A 20,107-nucleotide genomic window follows, 5' to 3' on the forward strand; every position below is an offset into this window, starting at 1 on the left:
CGGGATCAGGTGACTTTGTCTTTCAGGACGCATTCCGGCGGCCGGGCCTCGCCCGCGCCGAGGTCGGCGGCGAAGCGATACAGCGTCGAGCAATACGGGCAGATGATCTCGTTGTCGTTGCCGAGGTCGAGGAAGACGTGCGGATGATCGAACGGCGGGTTGGCACCCACGCACATGAACTCCTTCGATCCGATCTCGATGATCGGAACGCCGGCGTCATTGTGAAAGTGCGGAACGACGTGATCGGACATCTTGTTTACCCTTGCTCGCGACGGCTGCGGAACATGATACGTCTCCGTGCCGTTAGTGCGGCGCACCATACTGGCGGCTGAGATTGATTCCTAGGCCGCTGCCAAGGCTGATCTATCCAGCGTGTGGATTCGACACAATCATGCGGTGTTGGAGAAGCCCTTCTTTCGTCGGGGCGGTTGTGTCCTAAAAACGGCACACCATTTCCACAGAGAGGTGCAGAAATAGGGTTTCGGTCAATGCGCTTGCGGCTCGATACAGTCCTGACGGGGGTGGCGGTTTGCGCGGTCGCTGGCGTCATGCTGTGGCCGCATGCCCGCGATGCAGCTGCGGTGCTGACGGCGCAGGACGATCCGGCCGCGCTGTCCGACGCGCAGGTCGACATCGCGTTGCGGCGCGACCAGGGCGTGCTGGTCCGCAGCATCGAAGAAGCGCTGGCTGCGAAGGATTCCGACCTCGCGCAGAGCTTTGTCGAACTGGCCGCGGCGCGGCATGTCGTGCTGCCCGACGAGGTGGTGAAGCGCGTCAGTGACGCCGTCACCGAAGCCAATTCCGCCACCCAGATCGCCACCCGTTTTGCTTCCGGCCTGATCACCGGCGAAGCCGACGACGTCGCCAGCATGTCGGGCACGGTAGCCGGCGACCTGTTCGTGTTCGGCGACATCCGCGACGCAATTCGCGAGGGCAAGCATCTGGTGATGGGCGAAGACGTCGATCGCGTCATTCTCGGCCTTGCCGCCGCCGGTCTCGCCATCACCGCGGCGACCTATGTTTCGGTCGGTGGCGCAGCACCGGTGCGGGCAGGGCTGACGCTGGTAAAGGACGCGCGCAAGGTCGGCCGACTCGGCGAGGGGCTCACGGCCTTTGTCGGACGCTCGGCGCGTGAGGTGGTCGATACGCCGATGCTGCGCACCGCGATGGCGGATGCGTCGATCATGCGACCGGGCCAGACCATCGATGGCGTCAAGGCTGCGTTCCGCGCCGAGAAGGCCGGCGGGCTGGTTCGGCTGGCCAAGGATGTCGGCCGCGTCGGCGAAAAGGCCGGCACCAAGGGCGCGCTGGACACGCTGCGCATCGCGGAGGGACCGAAGGACGTCGCGCGCGCGGCGCGCCTTGCGGAATCCAAGGGCGGCCAGACCCGCGCGCTGTTCAAGATGTTCGGCCGCGGCGCACTGCTGCTGGCGGCGGGTGCCTTCAACCTCACCATGTGGCTGTTCTGGGCGCTGTTCGCGCTGTTCGGCTTGGTCTGTTCGATCAAGGCCACCACAGAGCGGCTCACCTGGTCGCACTTGCAGCGCTCCAAGGTCCGGCGGCAGCGTCGCGAGCAGCAGCTTCGCAACGAAATGGCCTTGCGCCCGACACTGGCGGCGGCTTCCGTGCACAGCTAAACTGCGCGGCCTGCCTGATCTATCCCCCATCATAAGTAAACGGAATTGAAGATGCCGAGCTTCCACAACGGCGCTGTTGAAATTGCCTATCTCGATGAGGGCGAGGGCGACCCGATCGTGCTGGTGCACGGCTTTGCCTCCAGCAAGAACGTCAACTGGGTGTATCCGACCTGGGTATCGGATCTGCGCAAGGACAACCGTCGCGTCATCGCACTCGACCATCGCGGCCACGGCGATTCCACCAAGCTGTACGATCCCGAGGACTATCATATCGGCACCATGGCCGGCGACGTGCGCGCGCTGATGGCGCATCTCGGCATCGCGCGCGCCGACATGATGGGCTATTCGATGGGCGCGCGGATCACCGCCTTTCTCGCCCACAGCCAGCCGGCCCTGATCCGCAATGCCATCATCGGCGGCCTCGGCATCGGTCTGATCGCCGGCGGCGGTCCGGGCGAGAATGTTGCGCGGGCGCTGGAAGCCGACTCGCTCGACGACGTCACCGATCCCGTGGGCCGTACCTTTCGCGCCTTCGCCGACCAGACCCGCTCCGACCGCCGCGCGCTGGCGGCCTGCCTGCGCGGCTCGCGCCGTCTGATGTCGCGCGAGGATGCGGCGGGGATCTCGGTGCCCACGCTGATCGCGGTCGGCACCGTCGACGAGATCGCCGGCTCGGCGCATGCGCTGCAGGAGGTGATTCCCGGCTCCGAAGTGCTCGACATCCCGAACCGCGACCACATGCGCGCGGTGGGCGACAAGGTCTACAAGGCCGGCGTGCTGGATTTTCTGGCGCGCCATCCCTGATCGGGGGATGCCGACACCTTGTTTTGATCGCGCGACCGCCCACTTCACAGGCATCCACTGCGTCGCAGGGGATCGCGATCGATCCGGAATGTGAGCGAGTTCAATGTGTTAGCTCGCGTTTCCGGGGTAGGGGCGCGTTCATGATGGCGCCAGCCGTGCCGCGACAGCCGTTCGCGGTGTGCTATAGTGCCGGTCCGACAGCAGAATGTGCGAGCCCAGCATGTCCATCCAGAACATCAATTCGCAGAATGCAAAGATCGCATCGCTCGATCCGATCTGGGATCGCATCCGTGGCGAGGCGGAAGACATCGTTCGCCGCGAGCCCGAGCTGGCATCCTTCATCTACTCCACCGTCTTGCATCACGATCGGCTCGAAGAGTCGGTGGTGCACCGCGTCGCCGAGCGGCTCAATCATTCGGCGCTGTCCGGCGACCTGATCCGCCAGACCTTCGACGAGGCGCTGCGCGACGAGCCCGATCTCGGCAATGCGTTTCGCGCGGATCTGGTGGCGGTGTTCGATCGCGATCCCGCGACCACCCGCTTCATCGATCCGCTGCTGTACTTCAAGGGCTTCCACGCCATCCAGACCCACCGCCTGGCGCACTGGCTGCTCAACAAGGGCCGCAAGGATTTTGCCTGGTACCTGCAGAGCCAGGCTTCTGCGGTGTTCCAGACTGACATCAATCCGGCCGCGAAGATCGGCCGCGGCATCTTCCTCGATCACGCCACCGGCTTCGTGGTCGGCGAAACCGCTGTCATCGAAGACGACGTGTCGATCCTGCACGGCGTCACGCTCGGCGGCACCGGCAAGGAGAATGAGGACCGTCATCCGAAGATCCGCCGCGGTGTGCTGATCGGCGCCGGTGCCAAGATTCTCGGCAATATCGAGATCGGCCATTGCGCCCGCATCGCCGCCGGCTCGGTGGTGGTGAAGCCGGTACCGCACAACGTCACCGTGGCCGGCGTGCCCGCCAAGATCGTCGGCGAGGCCGGTTGTGCCGAGCCGTCGCGCACCATGAACCAGATGCTCAACGCCACCGGCCTGTGATGCCGCGATCCGGGCCCACCGGATCGCCGCACGGTGCCGTCGAATTTTGTTGATACGGGCTGGCGGTCCGCGCCGTCTCGCCTTAAAGCTTCGCCAACATCCTCGACACATCAATCGCATTGGAGACACCTGTGGACGTTCAGGAAGTCAGAAAACTCGACGCCTATCTCAAGCGCCTGTTCGGCAACCAGAAAATCCGCGTGGTGCCGCGGCCCAAGAAGGACGATTCGGCCGAGGTCTATATCGGCGAGGAATTCGTCGGCGTGCTGTTCGTCGATGACGAGGACGAAGACCGTTCGTTCCAGTTCCAGATGGCGATCCTGGAAGAAGACCTGGTCGACGAAGGCTGAGCGACGCGGCCTAGGATGGGTTGAGCGTCTTGGCGAAACCCATCACTGCCGCGCGATGCTCTTGATGGGTTTCGCACGTGCTCAACCCATCCTGCACATCCCGTCCTACCCAACGCCTTCCGGCGTCACCAGCCCGGCGCCGGTGGCGAGCCAGACCAGATGCGCGTCGGTGCGCGCGCCGATCTTGGCCTTGATCTGGTAGTGATAGTTCTGCACCGTCTTGGCGCTGAGGTTCAGCGATTGCGCGATCTGTTCGGTGGTCCAGCCGGACGCCACCAGGCGCAGGATCTCGGTCTCGCGCGGGCCGAGATCGTCGACCAGCGAACGCTGGCCTGACAATCGTTCGGCGGCGACCTCGCGGGCGATGTCCTCGCTGAGCGCGCGTCCGCCCTTCATCACCGTTTCGATGGCGCGCACCAGCTCGTGGGGTGCGCTGCTCTTGGTGATGTAGCCGCATACGCCGGCCTCGAACGCCTTCAGTGCAAAGGCCGCGCTGGCATGCATCGTGAAAGCGAGGATGCGCGCCGTCGGATCCCACTGCCGGATGTGCCGCGTCGCTTCCAGCCCGCCCGGTCCCGGCAGCGACAGGTCCATCACCACCACGTCAGGCCGTTCCGCGCGATAGGCGCGATAGGCGGAAGCGGCGTCCTCGGCCTCGGCGCTGATGCGGAACCCCGGCTGGCGTTCCAGCAGCCGGCGATAGCCCTCGCGCACCACCGGATGGTCGTCGACCAGCAGGATGCTGATGTCGGTCATGCCACGGCCGCCGCCGCACGCGGTTGCGGCAGGATCAGCGGGATGATCGCCGCCACCCGCACGCCCCGCGCGGCGGCGGCGATCGACAGGCTGCCGCCCAGTGCCGCAATGCGTTCGCGAATGCCGAGAATGCCGTGACCGGATGCGGCGTTGATGCGCGCGGCATCGCCGCCGCCGTCGTCCTCCACGCTCAGCGCCACCGCCTCATCGACGTCGGTGGTGCGTGCGACGCGCAGGTGCACGTGGCGCGGTTTGCCGTGGCGCGCCGCATTGGTCAGGCATTCCTGCGCGATCCGGTAGACGTTCACCGCGGCCTCGGCCGGCACGTCGGCGAGATCGCCGGCGACGTCGAGGTGGAACACCGCGCCGTTCGCCGTGCCGCTGTTCCAGCGCGCCACCAGTTGCACGAGGCTGGCCTGCAGCCCGAGATCCTCGAGGTCCTGCGAACGCAAGCGGGCCAGCGCGCCGCGCAGCGTGGCCATCATCTGCGCGGTGATGCGGGCGATGGCGCGGGCATCATCGACGAGATCGGGGCGCTCCGGCGTGGCGCCGGCCTCGATGGAGGCGGCCAGTGCGGCGGTGGCGGTCAGGCACTGGCCGAACTCGTCGTGCAGGTCGCGCGCCAGCGCGCGGCGCTCTTCCTCCTGGACCTGGAACAGGCGCTTGGTGAGCGCCAGCCGTTCGGCGGTAGTGGAAGCAAGGCGGCCGGCGAGATCGTTCACCGCGCCAGCGATATGGTTGAACTCGGTGGCGCCGAACGCCGGCAGGCGGTGACGGTGCTCGCCCTGTTCGAGGCGGCGCAGGCCGCGCACGATGGTGCGCGCCGGCATCAGCGCATGGCCGATCAGCAGCGTGGCGAGCAGGCCGATCCCCAGCGCCATGGCGGCGGCCACCGACACCATCACGGTGACCTGACGCCAGGCTTGGCGCACGGCCACCGCCGGCTCCGCGCGCGACACCACCGTGCCGGCGTCCCGGCTACGGATGGTCAACGGCCGGGTCACGCTGTCATGCGGACCGAACAGCGCGCCGTAGAGGCTGACGAACCAGCCCGGCGCGGTGGTGCCGATGCCTTCCACCTGGCTGCAGATTTCGTGCGGGTCCTGAGCGCCGAGCTTGAAAGAGATGCAGATCCCCGGCGCGATTACTTTCATGGTGGCGATGGATTCCCAGTCCGGCAGCGGCAGCAGTGCATCGCGGTAGACGCCATCGCGCCACAGCAATTGCCGCCAGTACAGGTTCTGCAGGTTGTGTGCGACGCGGTCGGCGGACACCGCGATGTCGTTCTCGATGCTGCGGTGCGCATCGACCAGGACCCAGCCCACGGCGCAGGCGAGACAGAACACGACGACGGCGGCAAGACGCAGGATGAGATGGATCAGCAGACGCATCGCTTCGAGCCTCCGCATTGGGACGTGCGCATCTCAGACGTGCGCTTCCGACATCTAAGATGAGCCGGCCCCGGTCTGGCAAGCGTTTCCCGCGCGGTCGGGCAAATTGCCCGGTGCTTTGCAGGCCGGATGCCCTTGGGCATGCCATGCGTTCAGTCCTAAACCGGGACAGGGCGGGCGCGATACAAGACCTGCCGATACGGGGATGCCGAGGAAGTAATGACCGGACGTCAATCCGATCCAGCCGATCGCGTGCCGCTGCTGCACTGGATGATCTTCACCGGCCTCAGCCTGTTCGGCGCGGTGCTGCTCTGGCACTACGGTCTGGTCCGGCAGATGCTCGCCGCCGACCGCACCTACATTTCCGCGATCATCGTGCTGCTTTATGTCGGCGCCTCCCTGCATTGCCTGTGGCGGACCATCGTGGTGTCGCGCGAGGGCGCTGCGGCACGTCGCGCGGCGCGGCTGTTCGAAGGCGGCGGCGCGCAGCGCGTCGTCGTCAGCGATGACGCTGTGGCGATCGATGGCGTCGGCACCTTGCCGAAGGGCCTCGTCGCCGAACATATCCGCGACCTCGCGGTGAAGTCGGGCCTGCAGAACGGGGCCCGCCTCGACCAGACGCTGTTGTTGCGCCGGCTTGCCGGCAACCTGCGCGGCTCCAACGCGTTCGGCGCCTTCGCCGGCGATACGTTGATGAAGCTCGGCCTGATCGGCACCATCGTCGGCTTCATCATGATGCTGGCGCCCATCGCCGGCCTCGACACCGCCAATCAGGGCGCCATCAAATCATCCATGAACCTGATGAGCGAGGGCATGGCGGTGGCCATGTATACGACGCTCGCCGGCTTGCTCGGCTCGATCCTGATCCGCATCCAGTACTACATGCTGGATGACGCCACCGCCAAACTGTTCGCCTTCGCCGTCGGGCTTATCGATGTCCATGTCATCGCGCGACTCGATCGTGGAACGCAGCTATCTGCAGCGGAGATGGCGGAGTGATCGACGAATTCGAGTTCGCGCCGCATGAGCCGTCATTCGACCCACTCGGGGTGATGCTGTTCAAGGCGCTGCAGGTGATCGCTTTCCTGTTCTTCATCGCGCTGCTGGCCATCAAAACCCGCGACGAGGAAGGCAAGGTCGATCCGCGGCTGGAGTTTCTGGTCACGGTGAGCTGGCCCGACAAGCACCCGGATGACATCGACATGTTCGTGCAGGATCCCCTTGGCAACATGGTGTGGTACCGGCGCCGTGAGTCCGGCTTCATGGTGCTGGATCGCGACGACCGCGGCGGCCTCAACGATTTCATCATGGTCAACGGCCAGAAAGTGCCCTCGCCGATCCGCCAGGAGATCGTCAGCATTCGCGGCGTGGTGGCCGGCGAATATACCGTCAACATCTATCATTTCGCGGCGCTGACCGGGCAGCCGGTGCCGGTCTCGGTGAAAGTCGAGAAGCTGAACCCGAAGGTGCAGGTGGTGTACTACGACACCATCGAGGTCGACCGCGGCGGCACCGAGAAAACCGCCGTGCGCTTCGTGATGGACAAGGCCGGGACCGTCGTTGACGTCAACCACGACAGCAAGTCGCTGCTGCAGACCCTGCGCAAGGTGCGCAACGCCGGATGAGCGCCATGAGCCTGCAGACCGCGATCCTCGGCCTGTCCATCGGCTATGCGCTGCTCGGCTTGCTGTTGCTGCTGGCGTTGACGCTGACGCGGCTGCCGTGGCCGGTCAAGGCGGGCGCGGTGGTGCTGACCAGCGCGTTCTACGTAACGGTCTACTTCAGGACCGAGGGGCTGCTGGGCTGGTCGGCGCCCGAGCCGTTGCCGGCCCGGTTCCAGTTGCTGTGGGCGCGCAGCGTCGAGCCGAACCGCGCGCTCGGCGAGCCGGGCGCCGTGCATCTGTGGGTCGAGGAGCTCGACGCCGACAATTTCCCGAGCGGCGTGCCGCGTGCCTATCAGCGTCCGTATTCGACGGCACTCGCGCGCAAGGTGGAGAGCGCCCGCACCGAGATCGGCAATGGTCGTCCGCAGGGCGGCCGCGCCGAGCAGTTCGGCTCCGGCGAGGGCGGGGCGCCCGACGGCTCGGTGGCGGCCCTGCGCAACGCGGAAGCGGGCGGCGATCCGTCCGGCGGCGGCTTGCTCGATTCCGACTTCATGCGTGGAGATTCGCAGTCGATCGAGTTCGCGCCGCTGCCCATCCGCACGCTGCCGCCGAAGGACGCGCCGCAATAGCAGGGATGCGCAGTGAGGCGATCGATCAGCCGTGCGGGCTGGTCAGTTGCGTGGTCAGCCGGTCCATGGCGTTGCCGACGTCGCGCCATTGCGCCAGCCAGTCGCGCGGAAAGCGGAAGGTCAGGTCGGCGCCGCCGATACGGCGTTCGCTGAGGCACATGCCCGGCGTGACGCCGTCGCGGGTGCAGCGCGCCACCAGCTCCGGCGACGCGCCCAGAAACAGGTCCTCGTTGGCATAGGCCGAACCGTCGCGGAACGGGCGCAGCGTCAGCCCGTCCTGCGCGGTCGATGCCGCCGGGTCGATGTAGCGCGGATAGATCGTGCGCAGCCGGATGTCCGGCGACATGGCGTCGTGATGCGCCGTCAACGAGACGAAGATCCGGTCGATCGGCTGGGCGTTCTCATCGAAGGTCTCGACGCTGACGCGGCGCGGCTGGGTCGGGGCCTCGAGCGACGGGTAGTTGTAGCTGAGGTCGACGCGCTCCTGCGGCCCGGACTGTTTCTGCACCTTGCGGCGAAAAGCATGCGCGGGCACGTTGAACAGGGTGTCGCCGACGCTGACCGGAATCCGCTCCGGATCGGTGGCGGCGCCGGAATGCCAGGTCGGCCACAGCAGATAGGCGATCAGCGCGATCGCGCCGGCGGCCAGCAGGCCGCCCAGCAGCATCGGGACGATGTGGCTGCGGCGCTGTCGGCGCCGGATGCGCGGGCGGTTCTGGGTCGGTGAAAGCAGGGTCATGGACACACGGTGGGAGGAGGGCGATCCACCATGACCGCCCCGAATCAGCAGCGAAACATGGCACGCAATCCTTAACGCGAGCCCGGTTCGGGCCGCAGGGCGCAACGTCGTGACATGCGCGCAGCGCGGTTCCCGCCCGCGGCGTTAACCCTTTCTTAAGGATAAACTGGCGGGGCGCCCGCGGGTTTGCGAGACAGGACGGAGTTGTTCTGGAGTTGAACTCGCCATGTCGCCGGATGCCCTGAATTCCCTGTTCTCGCTGTGTCTTGGCTTTGCGCTCGCTGGCGCGCTGACCAGCGGCTATCAGGCGCTGGTGCAGCGTCCCGCCGGCTTCGGCCTGCTGCAGCAGGGTGCCGCGCCGAAGGCTTTTGCGGCGGTGCCGTTCCTGGTGTTCGCGGCCCCCTTCATCATCATGCGCAACACGTTGCTCGGCACCCGGCAGCAGCAGCGCCGCTTCCAGTTCGTGATGATGGCGACGGTGCTGGCCGGATTCTGGAGCATGATGTCCGGCACCTTCGTGCTGATGACCCTGCGCGCCGCCGGCTTGCTCGACTGAGCGCAACGCGGACGCGCTGCCACTGGATCTTCCGGGTTTTACAAATGTTGGCAAATATGCCAACGTCCGCGGATGCGGCCATCGCGCGTCATTTCATGGCTGAAATCCGCTCGCAGGGAATTCGAGGCGTTTCCCGCGGGGGCGCAACTGACCATGTTGCGGGCGCTGGCGATCGCCGCTGAAGGCGGCAAGGCGGACATCGCAAAGCCATTCAAGGGCGTCGAAGGCGGCGTGTTCGAAATCGCGTTGAAGCATCGCGGCGATGCCTATCGCGCGATCTACGCGGTGCAGATCGGCGACGACGTCTGGGTGATCGATGCCTTCCAGAAGAAATCCAAAAGCGGCATCAGGACGCCCCAAATGGATGTCGAACGCATCAGAGAGCGGCTGAAACGGCTGAAGGAGGCACTGCGATGGGCAGGGATGATTCTGCGTTGGTGCGTGGCAGCGGCAATGTCTTTGGCGATTTTTGCATGCCCAATGCCGATCTGGAGCAGGCGCGCGCCATCCTCGCGGCCAAGATCATCGACGTGCTCGACACCCGCAAGCTGACCGCCCGCGCGGCAGAGCAACTAACCGGCGTGTCTCACACCGATCTGTCGCGCATTCGCAACGCCAAGCTCGGCCGCTTCACGCTCGATCGCATGATTTCGATCCTCGGCAAGCTCGATCGCGACGTCGAGGTCAGCATTGCCGTCAAGCCACGCGGTGGCGCCAGAGCCGCCTGAGTTGAACGCTGCGCTGAATCCGTGGCAGTGTCTTCCGCACAGGGAGACACTTTCAAAATGGCGATCTACGAACTCGACGGGCAGGGCCCGGAGCTTCCATCTGACGGAAATTACTTCATTGCCTACACCGCGCAGGTGATCGGCAGGATCCGCTTGCTGGCCAATGCCAGCGTGTGGTTCGGCGCGGTGCTGCGCGGCGACAATGAGTGGATCGAGATCGGCGAGAATTCCAACGTGCAGGACAATTCGACCTGCCACACCGACAAGGGCTTTCCGCTGACCATCGGCACCAACTGCACCATCGGTCACAACGTCATCCTGCACGGCTGCACCGTCGAGGATGGTGCGCTGATCGGCATGGGCTCGATTGTCATGAACGGCGCGCGGATCGGCAAGGGCAGTGTGGTCGGTGCCGGCTCGGTGATTACCGAAGGCAAGCAATTCCCGGAAAACTCGCTGATCATCGGCGCGCCGGCGCGGGTGATCCGCACGCTGTCGCCGGAACAGGCCGCGGCGATGACCGGCGCGGCAAAGTTCTACGTCGCCAACGGTCCGCGCTTTGCCAAGGGCCTGAAGAAGATCGGCTGAGGGAGAGGCTCTCCTCGCCGCTCAAACGCGGTGACGCCCGGCACAAGGCCGGGCATCACAGGGGTCGGGCAAGGCCGATGTGTCTGCCTACGTCCCCTCGGATTGGCTGGCTTCGACGGCGCCTGCCACGCTTTCGTGGCCGGCGCTCCACAGCGCGTGTTCCTCGCTGCCGTCCTGATAGGGATTGGCCTCCGCCGGGATATTTTCGGCGGCGGCGCTTTCGCCTTCTTCAAACGGATCTTTTTGCGGATCTGGCATGGCTGCGTTTCCTTGCTGGGCGCGATGACGCCGGGGTGGAGGATATAGCGGATGGACGCTTGCGCGATACGCCTGCGCTCTTGCGCAAGGCGTCCTTCAGGTCGATCGGCACGCCGTGTTTCTTCAGGAGGTCGGCGAAGGCTTCGTCGGCGAGCTCCTGCAAGGTCGCCATGCGATCGCGCCCCAGCTGGGTGAGCTTGTCGCGGGTCTCGTCGTCGAAGTCGATCAGCTTGCGCATGTCGTCATGAAATCCTGCCGTGCGCGGAATGAAAAGACTAGCGCGATGCGGCCTTGCGCCAGCGCGGCTGTTTGCGGGAAGGGTCGAACACCTTCTCCTCATGGCGATGCAGCGCCTGCGCCACGCCGAGCCGCGCAAAGCTGACCGGCCCGGCATGGTCGGCGGCCTCGATCAGCACATGCATGGCGGTCTGCCATTCTCTGGCCTCATGGTCAGCGGGCGACAGGGAGGTGATGTAGGTGCCGGCGTCGCGCAGCGTGCACAGCTGCTGGCCGTTGGCCAATGCGATCGGCTCGCTGAACCGCAGATCCCACGACATGACGCACCCCACGCAACGTAACTATGACTGATACGACCGACTCAAGCGCGCGATGACGCAAAGGTTCCTGCACGATCCCGTCTGCAGGGAGCGATCGATGTCGAGGAACCCGGCTGCCTGTGCAGAGTTACAGCGCAAAGGAGTTTCCCATGCCCACTGCAAGACAAGTCCTGCTAGCCCTAGCCATCCTTCTCACACCCGTCGCCGCGCTCGCCCAGAGCGGTGGAGGCAGTTCGGGCGGCGGATCAGCGGGCTCATCAAGCGCTGGATCGGGTGGCACCGCGACCAGCGGCGCCATGAGCAGCTCCGGCAGCGTCGGCGCCGCTCCCGGCACCAACAGCGCCGGCACGGCCAATGCCACTGGCAGGCCGGGGGCGGGATTGGGGACGGGCGTGTCCGGCGATGGGGCGCCCGCGACCGGCAATGCGGCGGTCGATGCCCAGGACCGGGCCGTCGATCGCAAGGTGAAGAGCATCTGCAAGGGCTGCTGATCCATGGCACGACCGGCCAGTCGCCATGATGTGATCGCGCGGCAGCGGTATCTGCCTATCTTCTGGCTCAAACAGACCACATGAGAAGAGCGCAGGCATCGGAGCGATGCTGGAAGAAACGGAGAGAGCAGCGATGGTTCGTAAAACAGTTCTGGCTCTGATGGCCGTGGCCGCGATGGCGCTGGCGGCGCCGACGGCGGCCTCGGCACGCGGCGGTTTCGGCGGCTTTCATGGAGGCGGCTTTCACGGCGGCGGCTGGCATGGTGGCGGCTGGTACGGTGGTGGCTGGCGTCGCGCCGGGTTCGGTGCCTTGGGTGTAGGCGTCGGTCTCGGCCTTGCGGCGCCTTACGCCTATGGCGGCTATTACGGACCCGGCTATGGCCACGGTTACGGCTATCCGTATTCCTTTGCCGGCTACGGCGGCTACTACGACGAAGGCGGCTGCTATCTCGTCAACCGTCGCATCTGGACACCTTATGGCTGGCGGCTTCGTCGCATCGAGGTGTGCCGCTAACCTCAGCCCTCCACACTAGGCGAACCCGGCTTGCATGCCGGGTCCGCATGGCTGCTCCGTGCCGCCGTTGGTATAGTCGTTGCATCGCGTGACGCATGATGGATGCAGTGAATCTCCCCGAACTGACGCTGCTGTTCCTGGCCACGATCTTTGGGCTGGCGACGGCTTTCATCTGGATGTTCTGCGAGTTGGACCGCCATGTGGCGCGGCGGCGCGCCCTTGTCTTGCGTACGCCGCCTGACAAGTCGCATCGGCGCTGACGGCAACGGCCGGCCATCGCGGCGCGGCCGTTGCGCGCCTTCGACTAGCTCAACACCTTGTATTTCTTCAGCCAGGCCTGCATCTGCAGCCAGGCATCTTCGGCCGCCTCCTTGCGGTAGCTCGGGCGATAGTCGGCATGGAAGCCGTGCGGCGCGCCGGGATAGATCTTGAACTCGGCGGTCTTGCCCGCCGCCGCCAGCGCGGCCTTCAGCGCCTCCACCTGGGCGACCGGGATCCCGGTATCTGCCCCGCCATAGAGACCGAGTACCGGTGCCTTCATCTCCGGCGCCAGCTGGGTCGGGCTCTTTGGCCACAGCGGGTTCGGTGCATCCACCGGCGGGCCGTAGAACGCCACGGCTGCCTTGAGCTCCGTGCTGTGGGCGGCGTATTCCCAGACGTTGCGACCGCCGCGGCAGAAACCGATCATGCCGAGCCGACGGGTGTCGCCGCCATTGGCCTTGGTATAGGCCACGGTGGCATCGAGGTCCGTCAGCAGTTCCGAATCCGGCTTGGAGTTCACCAGCGGGATGAGCTGCGTCATGTCGGTGATCTTGGTGAGATCGACGCCCTTGCGGAAATAGTAGTCCGGCGCGATGGCGAAAGCGCCGAGCTTGGCGAGCCGCCGCGTCACGTCGCGGATATATTCGTGCAGGCCGAAAATCTCCATCGCGACGATCACCACCGGCGGATTGGCGACGCCTTTCGGCCGCGCGAAGTAGCCGGGCATCTCGCCATCGGCCACCTTGATCTTCGCCGTGCCGACGTCGAGGCCGGTGGTGTCGGTGGTGATCACCTCGGCGCGCACCGGGCCGGCGGCCAGCGTGTAGCCGGCCGCGACTGCGGCGGAGGCGGTCATAAAGCCGCGGCGCGAGAACGGCGCGGTTTTGGTCAGTCCGATGATATCGGCGGTCAGGATCGGCTCTGCAGTCATGGGCAACGCTCCAGCATGAGATGGTACGACCATAAGCGTAGCGGCCGCGCGAAACGCAAATCACCAGCGCGCGAGGAACCCACGGCGCGGCTGAACGCTATTTGTGCAGCTGGTTCCATCGGTTTTTCGGAACGAACCCGTCAGCCCCGCTTTACCCCAGCGATGGCTGCATGGACGGCCATGACCGGGCGGCCCAGCGCCGCCAAACGCTTTTGGACAGACCGATGAACATCCAGGCCGTTGACCGTGCCATCAGCATCTATGAGGCGATTGCGGATCGCACCGAACCGAAGGGCGCGCGTGAGAAGCTCTCGCAGCACCTCGGCAGGCTCTACGTTAACGGCGAGCACGACCATCATCGCCTCACCGTTCACGGCCTGTCGTTCCTCCGCGATTTTGATCGCAATCGAAACGCCTGACCGTCGCGATTGCTGACGGCTAAGTACTCCGGGCGGCGCGCTGTTTCCGCAGCGATTTTCTTCGCATGATCTTCGCCTTGGCGGCCTGCACCGAATCCGCCCGCGACGGTTCCGGGCGTGGCTGTGCCGGTCCGCTCGGCTCATCGCCTGCAACCGGCATCAGCGGCATCATCGCGATACCCGGCACCAGCTTTTGCGGCTGCAGGCCCATTGGTCGCTCAGTTTTCGGTGGAGTCTTGCTCATCATCATTCAACGCGATCAGGCGCCGAATGTTCAGCGTTGAAGCCCCCGGGATGATCCTGAGTCAAATCAGTCTCAAACGTAGTTGCGGCCAGCTTCTGGGGAGAAGCTGGCCGCGCGCGATCCGGTCTGGGACGGAGAGGGGTGGGAATGTGACCGGGTCGCGTGTCTCCGAATTCTGTTGCGCTAGTGCCCGCGGGCGCTGGCCGTTGCCACTGCCGGGCGGGAGTCGCCGAGGGAGACCCACACATTGGGGTCGCTCTGCGACTGCCGCTTGACGAAGCGATAGCCGGTCTCCGTCCAGGCAACGACGTTTTCATTCTGGTTGTCGAGAACGAATTCGCCCTTGTCGGTCTTCACCGTCAGCACGGCGTGGCCTTCGCCCTTCTTGTCGCGCACCACGGTGATCAGCAGTGCCTCGCGTGGCCAGCCCGCATCTATCAGCATCTTGCGCTTCAAGAGCACATAGTCCTCGCAGTCGCCGTAGCCATCCGTCGGCAGCGACCACTTCTCGATCACGCCCCAATGATCCATGTCGGTCAGCGGCTTGACGGTCTCGTTGACCCAGTGGTTGACCCGCAGCAGGTCCTTCCACGCGGTCTGGGTGATAACGATGTCGCGTGCCTGGGTCGCGCCGCCGCGGCAATCGCCGGGATTGTCCGCGCAGAATTCGACCCAGCCGATCGGTGCACGCGTGCTGTCGCCCAGGCTTGCATAAAGCCGTTCGTCGCCTGCATGTGCCGTCGTCGCCATTCCCAACAGGACGGCGGCTATTGCCATTCCCGTCCGACGCCCCTTGCTACCAAACATTGTGGCCCCCGTTTCTTGTTGGGACCATGTTTTGCACAGAGGCTTTGCGGCGCCGCTAAATCGAGCGACTACAATTGAAGCGAATGCCGGCCAAAGACAGCACGATTTCGAAACTATAGTTGGGCGCGCTTCGATTCAGATTGTCGCCGTCGGAATTCGATTCAAATTTTACGGATTAACCGTTGTGCCGCGCAAAACCGCGGTTTCGGCGCCGCATTGCCGCCGGCGTTAACCGCTTGGACCGTCGCGAAACGCCCGCACGGCGGTATCCGCCGATGCGGATAGCGCCTGTGTCTGCCGGTAAAAGAGAGGGTTGGGAGGGCCGGCCGTTTACCGGACGTTGACGCTGTCTTCGAGTGTCTCGGCGGGCTGCTGGTGGACGAACTCCAGCGCGACGCCGTCTTCGAGGTTTCTCACCACGCGCGACTTCACCGCGCCGAGCGTCACCATCGAGTTCAGCGGCGGGCGCCTCTCCGCGGAGATGGCGGCGCCCGACAGCGACAGATCGATGATGCGGCAGTTCATGCGGCTGCCGTCCTCGAGGGTGAGCAGCGCGATCGGATTGCGCGGCACGATGCGATCGTGGCGGCGGTCTTCCGGCAGGTTGAGGATGTCACGGTTGGCCAGCCAGGTCAGCTGTGCGGCCAGCTTGTCGCGCTTGCGCGGCGTGGCGCCCACGCTCATGGCAAAGCCGTTGTCGATAATGCGGGTGACCTTGCCCTCGACCCGGCCGATATGGTCGAGATAGGCGATCACGCGATCGCCGATATTGCCGATGCCGGGTCCCAGCAGCGCCAGGCCGCCGGGCGACATGTTGATGACCTGGCAGGGAAACTCGCGGCGGTCGGGCAGCATGTAGCGGCCCAGCAGATGAACCTTCACGCGCTGGAAGCGCCGCCGCTCTTCGGCGCCGGGAATAATGGATTGTTTGTGGGCGAACGCCATCAGTGCCGTGCCGGTCCAGCGGGTCGAGGTGACCAAACCCTACGGTTGTCAGGGTTAATGCCCCGTTAGCGGTCGCTCGCCCAGCGGGTGCGCCGGCGTCAGCGCAGCCCCTCATAGACCATCAGCCCGCGCGCGGCCTGCCAGCGGCGCAGCGCGCGCGGCACGAAGCGCTGCGGCGGGTGCGCCAGGTAGCGGAACGAGGTGAGCTGGAATTCGCCGAGCCGGCCGTGGGTCTCGCTGAGCGGCGCCAGCAGGCCGGTGAGGCTAATCGGGGTGTGGGCGCGGGTGCTGAACGGCAGCAGCAGCAATTCCAGATGCGCCCTGGCGCCGAATTCGGTGGTCGCGGTGACGCCGGCGACCGCCACCAGCAGCTCCTCGGCGACGACGGTGATGATGTCCTCGATCTCGGAACGGCTTTCCGCGTTGAACAGCGCCGGAAAGGCATCGCCCTTGAGATCTCGCGCCAGCAGGGCGCAGACCCGTGTGCCGGCGACGCGGACCGGAAAGCCGCCGTCCTTGTCATAGGACAGCACGAAGATGTCGCCGAGCAGCTCGCGCACCGGGCCGGGCTCGATCTCGCTGCGGTCCGGCGCGCGATTGACGCCGCGCTTCTCGTCCCAATAGGCAAAGAATTCGCGACTCGATGGATGCTTCATTCACTCAGTCCCGACTTGCACGCGGCCCTTCGGGGACACTTCTGTCCCGTTATCGGGCGTCGCGTGCCCCTCAATTGTTGTGCAAGAGGGGCTTTGCAGCGTCCATGCCGGAGCCGGGACTTTGCCGCTGCGCGCCGGGGGATCTCGATGTTAAGGTTAAATTAACGACGGATCTTAAGCTGTTGTTAGGGTTCGGGCGCCGGCGCGGCGGCCGTTAACCCTCGATTAACGATGTGCTTGGCGTGGCAGCGCAATCCGGTAGGTTGCGGCCATTCCATGGCGCTGCGGGCTTTCTCAGGGCTCGCAGGGCACACGATGACAGGGTGGCTAAAAACAGGTTTGGTCGTCGTGCGGGCAGGGTGGGACAAGCGGCAATCCGCTGTCCCCGTCATCCGCCCGCGCGAAAAGGCCGGTCCAGTCAAAGGGAGAGCGTTCGCAACGCTCTCCCTTTTTCTGTTTTTCACCGCGCGATGCGGTTCTGCAGCGATCCTGCGCTTGCGCCGCCCGGCCAAAGCCGCCTATTTGGGCCGATCGCTCGCATCAGCACCCTGATAGGTCTTTGATTTTGGACTCCTCCGCTCCCCCGCGTGAACCGATATTGACCCTGCCGGGCGCACTGACCGCCTATGTCGCCTTGCTGGCGATCATTCACGGCGTGTGCGCGCTGCTGCCGCTCGATCTCGACGACCTCGTGTTCGGACTGTTCGCCTTCATCCCGAAGCGTTACGACCAGACCCTGCTGGCGATGCCGTTTGCCGGCGGCACGCCCGCCAAGATCTGGACCTTCGTCAGCTACTCGCTGCTGCATGCCAATCTCAGCCATATCGGCTTCAACGTGCTGTGGCTGTTGCCGTTCGGCAGCGCGCTGGCGCGCCGCTTCGGCGCGGTCAGGTTCTTCCTGTTCATGGCGGTAACCGCTGCGGCCGGCGCGGCGGCCCATCTGCTCACGCATGAGCACGCGCTGGCGCCGATGATCGGCGCCTCCGCCTCGGTGTCCGGGGCGATGGCGGCGGCGATCCGCTTTGCCTTTGTGCGCGGCAGCTTCCTGTCGTTCAACCGCGGCGACGCCGACGAGGCCGCGCGGGTGCCGGCGCTGCCGTTGCTGCGCTCGCTGCGCGATCCGCGCGTGCTGGCATTTCTCGCGATCTGGTTCGGTACCAACATCATCTTCGGCGTCGGATCGATCGCCATCGGCGCCGAAGGCGCCAGCGTCGCCTGGCAGGCGCATATCGGCGGCTTCTTCGCAGGCCTGTTGCTGTTCTCGCTGTTCGATCCGATTCCGCGCCTGCCGCGCGAATTCGATGCGCCGTCGTCCGACCTGGCGGAACCGCACTGACGGCCTGCCGCCTTGCGGGGGCTGCTGATTTCATTCATCATCGCCCGGTCAGGCAAATCACGCTTGCGGCGTGACCCGCGCAAACGCAGGTTTGAGGCGACGCGGAGATTGTCGGCTTGCGGCCTGAACGGCATCGACGCTGTATCTTGACGACTCAAGAATGAATGACCGCGCCCGCTCAAGGGCATGGCTGAATCCCGGAGGCGACAATGACGGTACGTGCAATTCTCGACACCAAAGGTCATCAGATCATCAGCGTCACGCCCGACGCGAAGCTCGCCGCGGCCGTGAAGCTTTTGTCGGAACGGCGGATCGGCGCGGTGCTGGTGATCGCGGATCGGCACATCGACGGCATCCTGTCCGAGCGCGATATCGTGCGGGTGATCGGCGAGCGCGGCGCCGCGGCGCTCGACGAGACCGTCGGCGCAGTGATGACGCGCAAGGTTATCCACTGCAAGCCGTCCGACACCGTCGCCTCGATCATGGAACAGATGACCTCGGGAAAATTCCGCCACCTGCCGGTGCTCGACGGCGACAAGATCGTCGGCCTGATCTCCATCGGCGACGTCGTCAAATGGCGCGTGCACGAGTTCGAGACCGAACAGGAAGCGCTGCGCGACTACATCAAGACGGCCTGACCGCCGGCGCGTGCCGTCGGCTGGAGGCTAGCGTTGCGCCACCGGTGCCGGCTCGATGACCACGGCGTCGGGCGTGTCGGGCGCCAGCATCTCGATGGCTTCCTGGATCGAGTCGATGGCGCGTTCGGTGGCACGGGCCCCGTGCGCAATCAGGTCCTCGGCGCGGTGAAAGTCGAACCAGCCGATCTTGCCGACGCGCGGCGCGATCAGGAGGTCCGGCGGATCGCCGGCCAGCCGCGCCCGTGTGATGCGGTCCTGCATGATGTTGAAGGCGTCGACCATGACCGAGGAAATACCGGGCCGGCCGCCGCCGCCGAAGAATTCGCGCTTCATGGTGCGCTCGGCCGAAAAGAACTTGCCGAAGCCGCGTTTCGGCGCGGCGACTTCGATATCCGGCTCGACGGCCTCGGCCCCGCTGCCATGCGAAAAGATTGTCGTGCTGTGGCCGAACACGTCGTTGCTGAGATTGGCGGCGATGACGATCTCCGCGCCGAGCGCGCGCGCGGCCGAGACCGGCACCGGGTTGACCAGCGCGCCGTCCACCAGCCAGCGGTCGCCCACCAGCACCGGCGAGAAGATGCCGGGCAAGGCGTAGGAGGCGCGCATGGCGTCGACCAGCCGGCCATGGGTCAGCCAGATCTCGTGGCCGGTGCGGACTTCGGTGGCGACGCTGGCGAACTTCAGCGGCAGGTCCTCGATCACGGTCTGGCCGAGCGAGGCCTCGAGCTGCGCGGCGAGCTTGTTGCCGCCGATCAGGCCGGAGCCGTTCAGCCGGATATCGAGATAGCTGAGGATGTTGCGCGGCTGCAGGCTGCGCGCCCATTCTTCCAGGGTGTCGAGATGACCCGCGGCATAGGAACCGCCGACCACGGCGCCGATCGACGTGCCGACAACCACATTGGGAACGATGCCATGGGCCAGGAGCGTACGGAGCACGCCGATATGGGCGAAGCCGCGGGCCGCGCCGCCGCCCAGGGCCAGTCCGATCACCGGGCGCCGGACGCTGCCCAGGCCGGGCTTGTCGCGGCCGTTCGCACCATTCTGGCGCCCCATCAAACTCTCCAGCACCACATCACTCCTCGAGGACAGGCCTCATGCTACCGAGCTTGGCAAGGTCGGACCAGCGGTCCGCTATTCATGATGGATGCCATATTCGCCGGGATAGGCAGAAATTATGACTGCACCGCGACCCTCCGCTGCAATGCAACAGATTTATGTGA

General features: G+C 65.6%; 30 protein-coding genes. 17 read left to right on the forward strand and 13 right to left on the reverse strand.

Translation table 11 applies throughout. The annotated features are described in order from the left end of the window. Nucleotides 1–5: 5 nt before the first annotated feature. Nucleotides 6–251: a zinc-finger domain-containing protein gene (locus ONR75_RS13330; protein WP_265083014.1), complete on the reverse strand. Its 246-nt coding sequence runs from the start codon at nucleotides 249–251 to the stop codon at nucleotides 6–8. A gap of 297 nt (nucleotides 252–548) precedes the next feature. Between ONR75_RS13330 and ONR75_RS13335 the strand changes: the two genes are divergently transcribed. The 4 genes from ONR75_RS13335 (at nucleotide 549) to ONR75_RS13350 (ending at nucleotide 3,839) form a co-directional block, all read left to right on the forward strand. Further along, the gene (locus tag ONR75_RS13335) at nucleotides 549–1,637 is read left to right on the forward strand and encodes a hypothetical protein (RefSeq protein WP_413776466.1); all 1,089 of its coding nucleotides are present in this window, start codon (nucleotides 549–551) and stop codon (nucleotides 1,635–1,637) included. A 51-nt stretch (nucleotides 1,638–1,688) separates the two neighbouring features. Further along, a complete protein-coding gene (locus tag ONR75_RS13340) occupies nucleotides 1,689–2,441 on the forward strand; it encodes an alpha/beta fold hydrolase (protein ID WP_265083016.1) in 753 nt (250 codons plus the stop codon). 220 nt (nucleotides 2,442–2,661) lie between these two features. Next, complete coding sequence (gene cysE / locus ONR75_RS13345) at nucleotides 2,662–3,489, forward strand: serine O-acetyltransferase (RefSeq protein WP_265083017.1); 828 nt, start codon at nucleotides 2,662–2,664, stop codon at nucleotides 3,487–3,489. Between the two features lie 131 nt (nucleotides 3,490–3,620). Continuing rightward, a complete protein-coding gene (locus ONR75_RS13350; RefSeq protein ID WP_265083018.1) occupies nucleotides 3,621–3,839 on the forward strand; it encodes a DUF3126 family protein in 219 nt (72 codons plus the stop codon). A gap of 105 nt (nucleotides 3,840–3,944) precedes the next feature. Here ONR75_RS13350 and ONR75_RS13355 read toward each other — a convergent pair whose 3' ends face one another. Next, entirely contained in the window at nucleotides 3,945–4,595 is a 651-nt protein-coding gene (locus tag ONR75_RS13355) for a response regulator transcription factor (protein WP_265083019.1), read from the reverse strand. Then, nucleotides 4,592–5,986: a sensor histidine kinase gene (locus ONR75_RS13360; protein ID WP_265083020.1), complete on the reverse strand. Its 1,395-nt coding sequence runs from the start codon at nucleotides 5,984–5,986 to the stop codon at nucleotides 4,592–4,594. The genes ONR75_RS13355 and ONR75_RS13360 overlap by 4 nt, the downstream gene beginning before the upstream one ends. Before the next feature lie 219 nt (nucleotides 5,987–6,205). Here ONR75_RS13360 and ONR75_RS13365 point away from each other — a divergent pair, with 219 nt between their 5' ends. The 3 genes from ONR75_RS13365 to ONR75_RS13375 are packed head-to-tail and all read left to right on the forward strand — an operon-like array spanning nucleotide 6,206 to nucleotide 8,219. Then, entirely contained in the window at nucleotides 6,206–6,985 is a 780-nt protein-coding gene (locus ONR75_RS13365) for a MotA/TolQ/ExbB proton channel family protein (RefSeq protein WP_265083021.1), read from the forward strand. Further along, on the forward strand, nucleotides 6,982–7,611 hold the full coding sequence (locus ONR75_RS13370) for a hypothetical protein (RefSeq protein ID WP_265083022.1): 630 nt from the start codon (nucleotides 6,982–6,984) through the stop codon (nucleotides 7,609–7,611). The genes ONR75_RS13365 and ONR75_RS13370 overlap by 4 nt, the downstream gene beginning before the upstream one ends. 5 nt (nucleotides 7,612–7,616) lie before the next feature. Then, entirely contained in the window at nucleotides 7,617–8,219 is a 603-nt protein-coding gene (locus tag ONR75_RS13375; protein WP_265083023.1) for a hypothetical protein, read from the forward strand. A gap of 25 nt (nucleotides 8,220–8,244) precedes the next feature. Here the strand turns inward: ONR75_RS13375 and ONR75_RS13380 are convergent, their stop codons facing one another. Further along, on the reverse strand, nucleotides 8,245–8,958 hold the full coding sequence (locus ONR75_RS13380; protein ID WP_265083024.1) for a hypothetical protein: 714 nt from the start codon (nucleotides 8,956–8,958) through the stop codon (nucleotides 8,245–8,247). 226 nt (nucleotides 8,959–9,184) lie between these two features. Here ONR75_RS13380 and ONR75_RS13385 point away from each other — a divergent pair, with 226 nt between their 5' ends. The 4 genes from ONR75_RS13385 to ONR75_RS13400 all read left to right on the forward strand — a co-directional run bounded on the left by ONR75_RS13385 (nucleotide 9,185) and on the right by ONR75_RS13400 (nucleotide 10,830). Continuing rightward, nucleotides 9,185–9,514 carry a DUF6949 family protein gene (locus ONR75_RS13385; protein ID WP_265083025.1) on the forward strand — a complete coding sequence of 110 codons (330 nt, stop codon included), beginning with the start codon at nucleotides 9,185–9,187 and terminating at the stop codon, nucleotides 9,512–9,514. Nucleotides 9,515–9,667: 153 nt separating this feature from the next. Further along, on the forward strand, nucleotides 9,668–10,066 hold the full coding sequence (locus ONR75_RS13390) for a type II toxin-antitoxin system RelE/ParE family toxin (RefSeq protein ID WP_265083645.1): 399 nt from the start codon (nucleotides 9,668–9,670) through the stop codon (nucleotides 10,064–10,066). After that, a complete protein-coding gene (locus tag ONR75_RS13395) occupies nucleotides 9,952–10,242 on the forward strand; it encodes a helix-turn-helix domain-containing protein (RefSeq protein ID WP_265083646.1) in 291 nt (96 codons plus the stop codon). The genes ONR75_RS13390 and ONR75_RS13395 overlap by 115 nt, the downstream gene beginning before the upstream one ends. Nucleotides 10,243–10,299: 57 nt before the next feature. Next, nucleotides 10,300–10,830: a gamma carbonic anhydrase family protein gene (locus ONR75_RS13400; RefSeq protein WP_265083026.1), complete on the forward strand. Its 531-nt coding sequence runs from the start codon at nucleotides 10,300–10,302 to the stop codon at nucleotides 10,828–10,830. Between the two features lie 87 nt (nucleotides 10,831–10,917). Here ONR75_RS13400 and ONR75_RS13405 read toward each other — a convergent pair whose 3' ends face one another. From ONR75_RS13405 to ONR75_RS13415, 3 genes are read right to left on the reverse strand one after another with little or no spacing between them, the layout of a single operon-like run. Then, nucleotides 10,918–11,088 (reverse strand): hypothetical protein, encoded by a 171-nt coding sequence (locus ONR75_RS13405; RefSeq protein ID WP_265083027.1) that lies wholly within the window; start codon nucleotides 11,086–11,088, stop codon nucleotides 10,918–10,920. Beyond that, nucleotides 11,060–11,326, reverse strand: a complete 267-nt coding sequence (locus ONR75_RS13410) for a hypothetical protein (protein ID WP_265083028.1) — start codon at nucleotides 11,324–11,326, stop codon at nucleotides 11,060–11,062. Before ONR75_RS13410 ends, ONR75_RS13405 begins: the two co-directional genes overlap by 29 nt. 37 nt (nucleotides 11,327–11,363) lie before the next feature. Further along, nucleotides 11,364–11,645, reverse strand: coding sequence for a hypothetical protein (locus tag ONR75_RS13415; RefSeq protein ID WP_265083029.1), 282 nt, complete (start codon nucleotides 11,643–11,645; stop codon nucleotides 11,364–11,366). A gap of 149 nt (nucleotides 11,646–11,794) precedes the next feature. On the opposite strand from ONR75_RS13415, the gene ONR75_RS13420 reads away from it, so the two are divergent. From ONR75_RS13420 to ONR75_RS13430, 3 genes are all read left to right on the forward strand, one after another. Beyond that, nucleotides 11,795–12,136 carry a hypothetical protein gene (locus tag ONR75_RS13420; protein WP_265083030.1) on the forward strand — a complete coding sequence of 114 codons (342 nt, stop codon included), beginning with the start codon at nucleotides 11,795–11,797 and terminating at the stop codon, nucleotides 12,134–12,136. Between the two features lie 133 nt (nucleotides 12,137–12,269). Further along, a complete protein-coding gene (locus tag ONR75_RS13425; RefSeq protein ID WP_265083031.1) occupies nucleotides 12,270–12,650 on the forward strand; it encodes a hypothetical protein in 381 nt (126 codons plus the stop codon). Nucleotides 12,651–12,745: 95 nt separating this feature from the next. After that, a complete protein-coding gene (locus ONR75_RS13430) occupies nucleotides 12,746–12,910 on the forward strand; it encodes a hypothetical protein (RefSeq protein ID WP_265083032.1) in 165 nt (54 codons plus the stop codon). 44 nt (nucleotides 12,911–12,954) lie between these two features. Here the strand turns inward: ONR75_RS13430 and ONR75_RS13435 are convergent, their stop codons facing one another. Continuing rightward, complete coding sequence (locus tag ONR75_RS13435) at nucleotides 12,955–13,767, reverse strand: dienelactone hydrolase family protein (RefSeq protein WP_413776516.1); 813 nt, start codon at nucleotides 13,765–13,767, stop codon at nucleotides 12,955–12,957. Nucleotides 13,768–14,012: 245 nt separating this feature from the next. Here ONR75_RS13435 and ONR75_RS13440 point away from each other — a divergent pair, with 245 nt between their 5' ends. Further along, the gene (locus ONR75_RS13440; RefSeq protein WP_265083034.1) at nucleotides 14,013–14,261 is read left to right on the forward strand and encodes a hypothetical protein; all 249 of its coding nucleotides are present in this window, start codon (nucleotides 14,013–14,015) and stop codon (nucleotides 14,259–14,261) included. A gap of 19 nt (nucleotides 14,262–14,280) precedes the next feature. Here ONR75_RS13440 and ONR75_RS13445 read toward each other — a convergent pair whose 3' ends face one another. The 4 genes from ONR75_RS13445 to ONR75_RS13460 all read right to left on the reverse strand — a co-directional run bounded on the left by ONR75_RS13445 (nucleotide 14,281) and on the right by ONR75_RS13460 (nucleotide 16,913). After that, the gene (locus ONR75_RS13445; RefSeq protein WP_265083035.1) at nucleotides 14,281–14,472 is read right to left on the reverse strand and encodes a hypothetical protein; all 192 of its coding nucleotides are present in this window, start codon (nucleotides 14,470–14,472) and stop codon (nucleotides 14,281–14,283) included. Between the two features lie 216 nt (nucleotides 14,473–14,688). Continuing rightward, the gene (locus ONR75_RS13450) at nucleotides 14,689–15,312 is read right to left on the reverse strand and encodes a transglutaminase-like cysteine peptidase (RefSeq protein WP_265083036.1); all 624 of its coding nucleotides are present in this window, start codon (nucleotides 15,310–15,312) and stop codon (nucleotides 14,689–14,691) included. Nucleotides 15,313–15,642: 330 nt separating this feature from the next. Next, complete coding sequence (locus ONR75_RS13455) at nucleotides 15,643–16,257, reverse strand: PilZ domain-containing protein (RefSeq protein ID WP_265083647.1); 615 nt, start codon at nucleotides 16,255–16,257, stop codon at nucleotides 15,643–15,645. A gap of 98 nt (nucleotides 16,258–16,355) precedes the next feature. Beyond that, nucleotides 16,356–16,913: a PAS domain-containing protein gene (locus tag ONR75_RS13460; protein ID WP_265083037.1), complete on the reverse strand. Its 558-nt coding sequence runs from the start codon at nucleotides 16,911–16,913 to the stop codon at nucleotides 16,356–16,358. Nucleotides 16,914–17,478: 565 nt separating this feature from the next. Here ONR75_RS13460 and ONR75_RS13465 point away from each other — a divergent pair. Both ONR75_RS13465 and ONR75_RS13470 read left to right on the forward strand, forming a co-directional pair. After that, nucleotides 17,479–18,249, forward strand: a complete 771-nt coding sequence (locus ONR75_RS13465; protein ID WP_265083648.1) for a rhomboid family intramembrane serine protease — start codon at nucleotides 17,479–17,481, stop codon at nucleotides 18,247–18,249. Between the two features lie 209 nt (nucleotides 18,250–18,458). Further along, the gene (locus tag ONR75_RS13470; RefSeq protein ID WP_265083038.1) at nucleotides 18,459–18,887 is read left to right on the forward strand and encodes a CBS domain-containing protein; all 429 of its coding nucleotides are present in this window, start codon (nucleotides 18,459–18,461) and stop codon (nucleotides 18,885–18,887) included. Nucleotides 18,888–18,914: 27 nt separating this feature from the next. Here ONR75_RS13470 and ONR75_RS13475 read toward each other — a convergent pair whose 3' ends face one another. Further along, a complete protein-coding gene (locus tag ONR75_RS13475; protein ID WP_265083039.1) occupies nucleotides 18,915–19,955 on the reverse strand; it encodes a patatin-like phospholipase family protein in 1,041 nt (346 codons plus the stop codon). Between the last annotated feature and the right edge of the window lie 152 nt (nucleotides 19,956–20,107).

This window comes from Rhodopseudomonas sp. P2A-2r (genome assembly GCF_026015985.1).
GTDB lineage: Bacteria > Pseudomonadota > Alphaproteobacteria > Rhizobiales > Xanthobacteraceae > Tardiphaga.

Excerpts from the sequence above, each read along its gene's own strand:
- ONR75_RS13430 (WP_265083032.1), top strand. The coding sequence starts at position 12,746 with ATGATGGATGCAGTGAATCTCCCCGAACTGACGCTGCTGTTCCTGGCC.
- ONR75_RS13405 (WP_265083027.1), bottom strand. The coding sequence starts at position 11,088 with ATGCCAGATCCGCAAAAAGATCCGTTTGAAGAAGGCGAAAGCGCCGCC.
- ONR75_RS13425 (WP_265083031.1), top strand. The coding sequence starts at position 12,270 with ATGGTTCGTAAAACAGTTCTGGCTCTGATGGCCGTGGCCGCGATGGCG.
- ONR75_RS13330 (WP_265083014.1), bottom strand. The coding sequence starts at position 251 with ATGTCCGATCACGTCGTTCCGCACTTTCACAATGACGCCGGCGTTCCG.
- ONR75_RS13450 (WP_265083036.1), bottom strand. The coding sequence starts at position 15,312 with ATGTTTGGTAGCAAGGGGCGTCGGACGGGAATGGCAATAGCCGCCGTC.
- ONR75_RS13415 (WP_265083029.1), bottom strand. The coding sequence starts at position 11,645 with ATGTCGTGGGATCTGCGGTTCAGCGAGCCGATCGCATTGGCCAACGGC.
- cysE (WP_265083017.1), top strand. The coding sequence starts at position 2,662 with ATGTCCATCCAGAACATCAATTCGCAGAATGCAAAGATCGCATCGCTC.
- ONR75_RS13355 (WP_265083019.1), bottom strand. The coding sequence starts at position 4,595 with ATGACCGACATCAGCATCCTGCTGGTCGACGACCATCCGGTGGTGCGC.
- ONR75_RS13385 (WP_265083025.1), top strand. The coding sequence starts at position 9,185 with ATGTCGCCGGATGCCCTGAATTCCCTGTTCTCGCTGTGTCTTGGCTTT.
- ONR75_RS13435 (WP_413776516.1), bottom strand. The coding sequence starts at position 13,767 with ATGACCGCCTCCGCCGCAGTCGCGGCCGGCTACACGCTGGCCGCCGGC.
- ONR75_RS13470 (WP_265083038.1), top strand. The coding sequence starts at position 18,459 with ATGACGGTACGTGCAATTCTCGACACCAAAGGTCATCAGATCATCAGC.
- ONR75_RS13375 (WP_265083023.1), top strand. The coding sequence starts at position 7,617 with ATGAGCCTGCAGACCGCGATCCTCGGCCTGTCCATCGGCTATGCGCTG.
- ONR75_RS13445 (WP_265083035.1), bottom strand. The coding sequence starts at position 14,472 with ATGGGCCTGCAGCCGCAAAAGCTGGTGCCGGGTATCGCGATGATGCCG.
- ONR75_RS13360 (WP_265083020.1), bottom strand. The coding sequence starts at position 5,986 with ATGCGTCTGCTGATCCATCTCATCCTGCGTCTTGCCGCCGTCGTCGTG.
- ONR75_RS13380 (WP_265083024.1), bottom strand. The coding sequence starts at position 8,958 with ATGACCCTGCTTTCACCGACCCAGAACCGCCCGCGCATCCGGCGCCGA.
- ONR75_RS13390 (WP_265083645.1), top strand. The coding sequence starts at position 9,668 with ATGTTGCGGGCGCTGGCGATCGCCGCTGAAGGCGGCAAGGCGGACATC.
- ONR75_RS13365 (WP_265083021.1), top strand. The coding sequence starts at position 6,206 with ATGACCGGACGTCAATCCGATCCAGCCGATCGCGTGCCGCTGCTGCAC.
- ONR75_RS13460 (WP_265083037.1), bottom strand. The coding sequence starts at position 16,913 with ATGAAGCATCCATCGAGTCGCGAATTCTTTGCCTATTGGGACGAGAAG.
- ONR75_RS13340 (WP_265083016.1), top strand. The coding sequence starts at position 1,689 with ATGCCGAGCTTCCACAACGGCGCTGTTGAAATTGCCTATCTCGATGAG.
- ONR75_RS13455 (WP_265083647.1), bottom strand. The coding sequence starts at position 16,257 with ATGGCGTTCGCCCACAAACAATCCATTATTCCCGGCGCCGAAGAGCGG.
- ONR75_RS13400 (WP_265083026.1), top strand. The coding sequence starts at position 10,300 with ATGGCGATCTACGAACTCGACGGGCAGGGCCCGGAGCTTCCATCTGAC.
- ONR75_RS13440 (WP_265083034.1), top strand. The coding sequence starts at position 14,013 with ATGGACGGCCATGACCGGGCGGCCCAGCGCCGCCAAACGCTTTTGGAC.
- ONR75_RS13335 (WP_413776466.1), top strand. The coding sequence starts at position 549 with ATGCTGTGGCCGCATGCCCGCGATGCAGCTGCGGTGCTGACGGCGCAG.
- ONR75_RS13420 (WP_265083030.1), top strand. The coding sequence starts at position 11,795 with ATGCCCACTGCAAGACAAGTCCTGCTAGCCCTAGCCATCCTTCTCACA.
- ONR75_RS13410 (WP_265083028.1), bottom strand. The coding sequence starts at position 11,326 with ATGCGCAAGCTGATCGACTTCGACGACGAGACCCGCGACAAGCTCACC.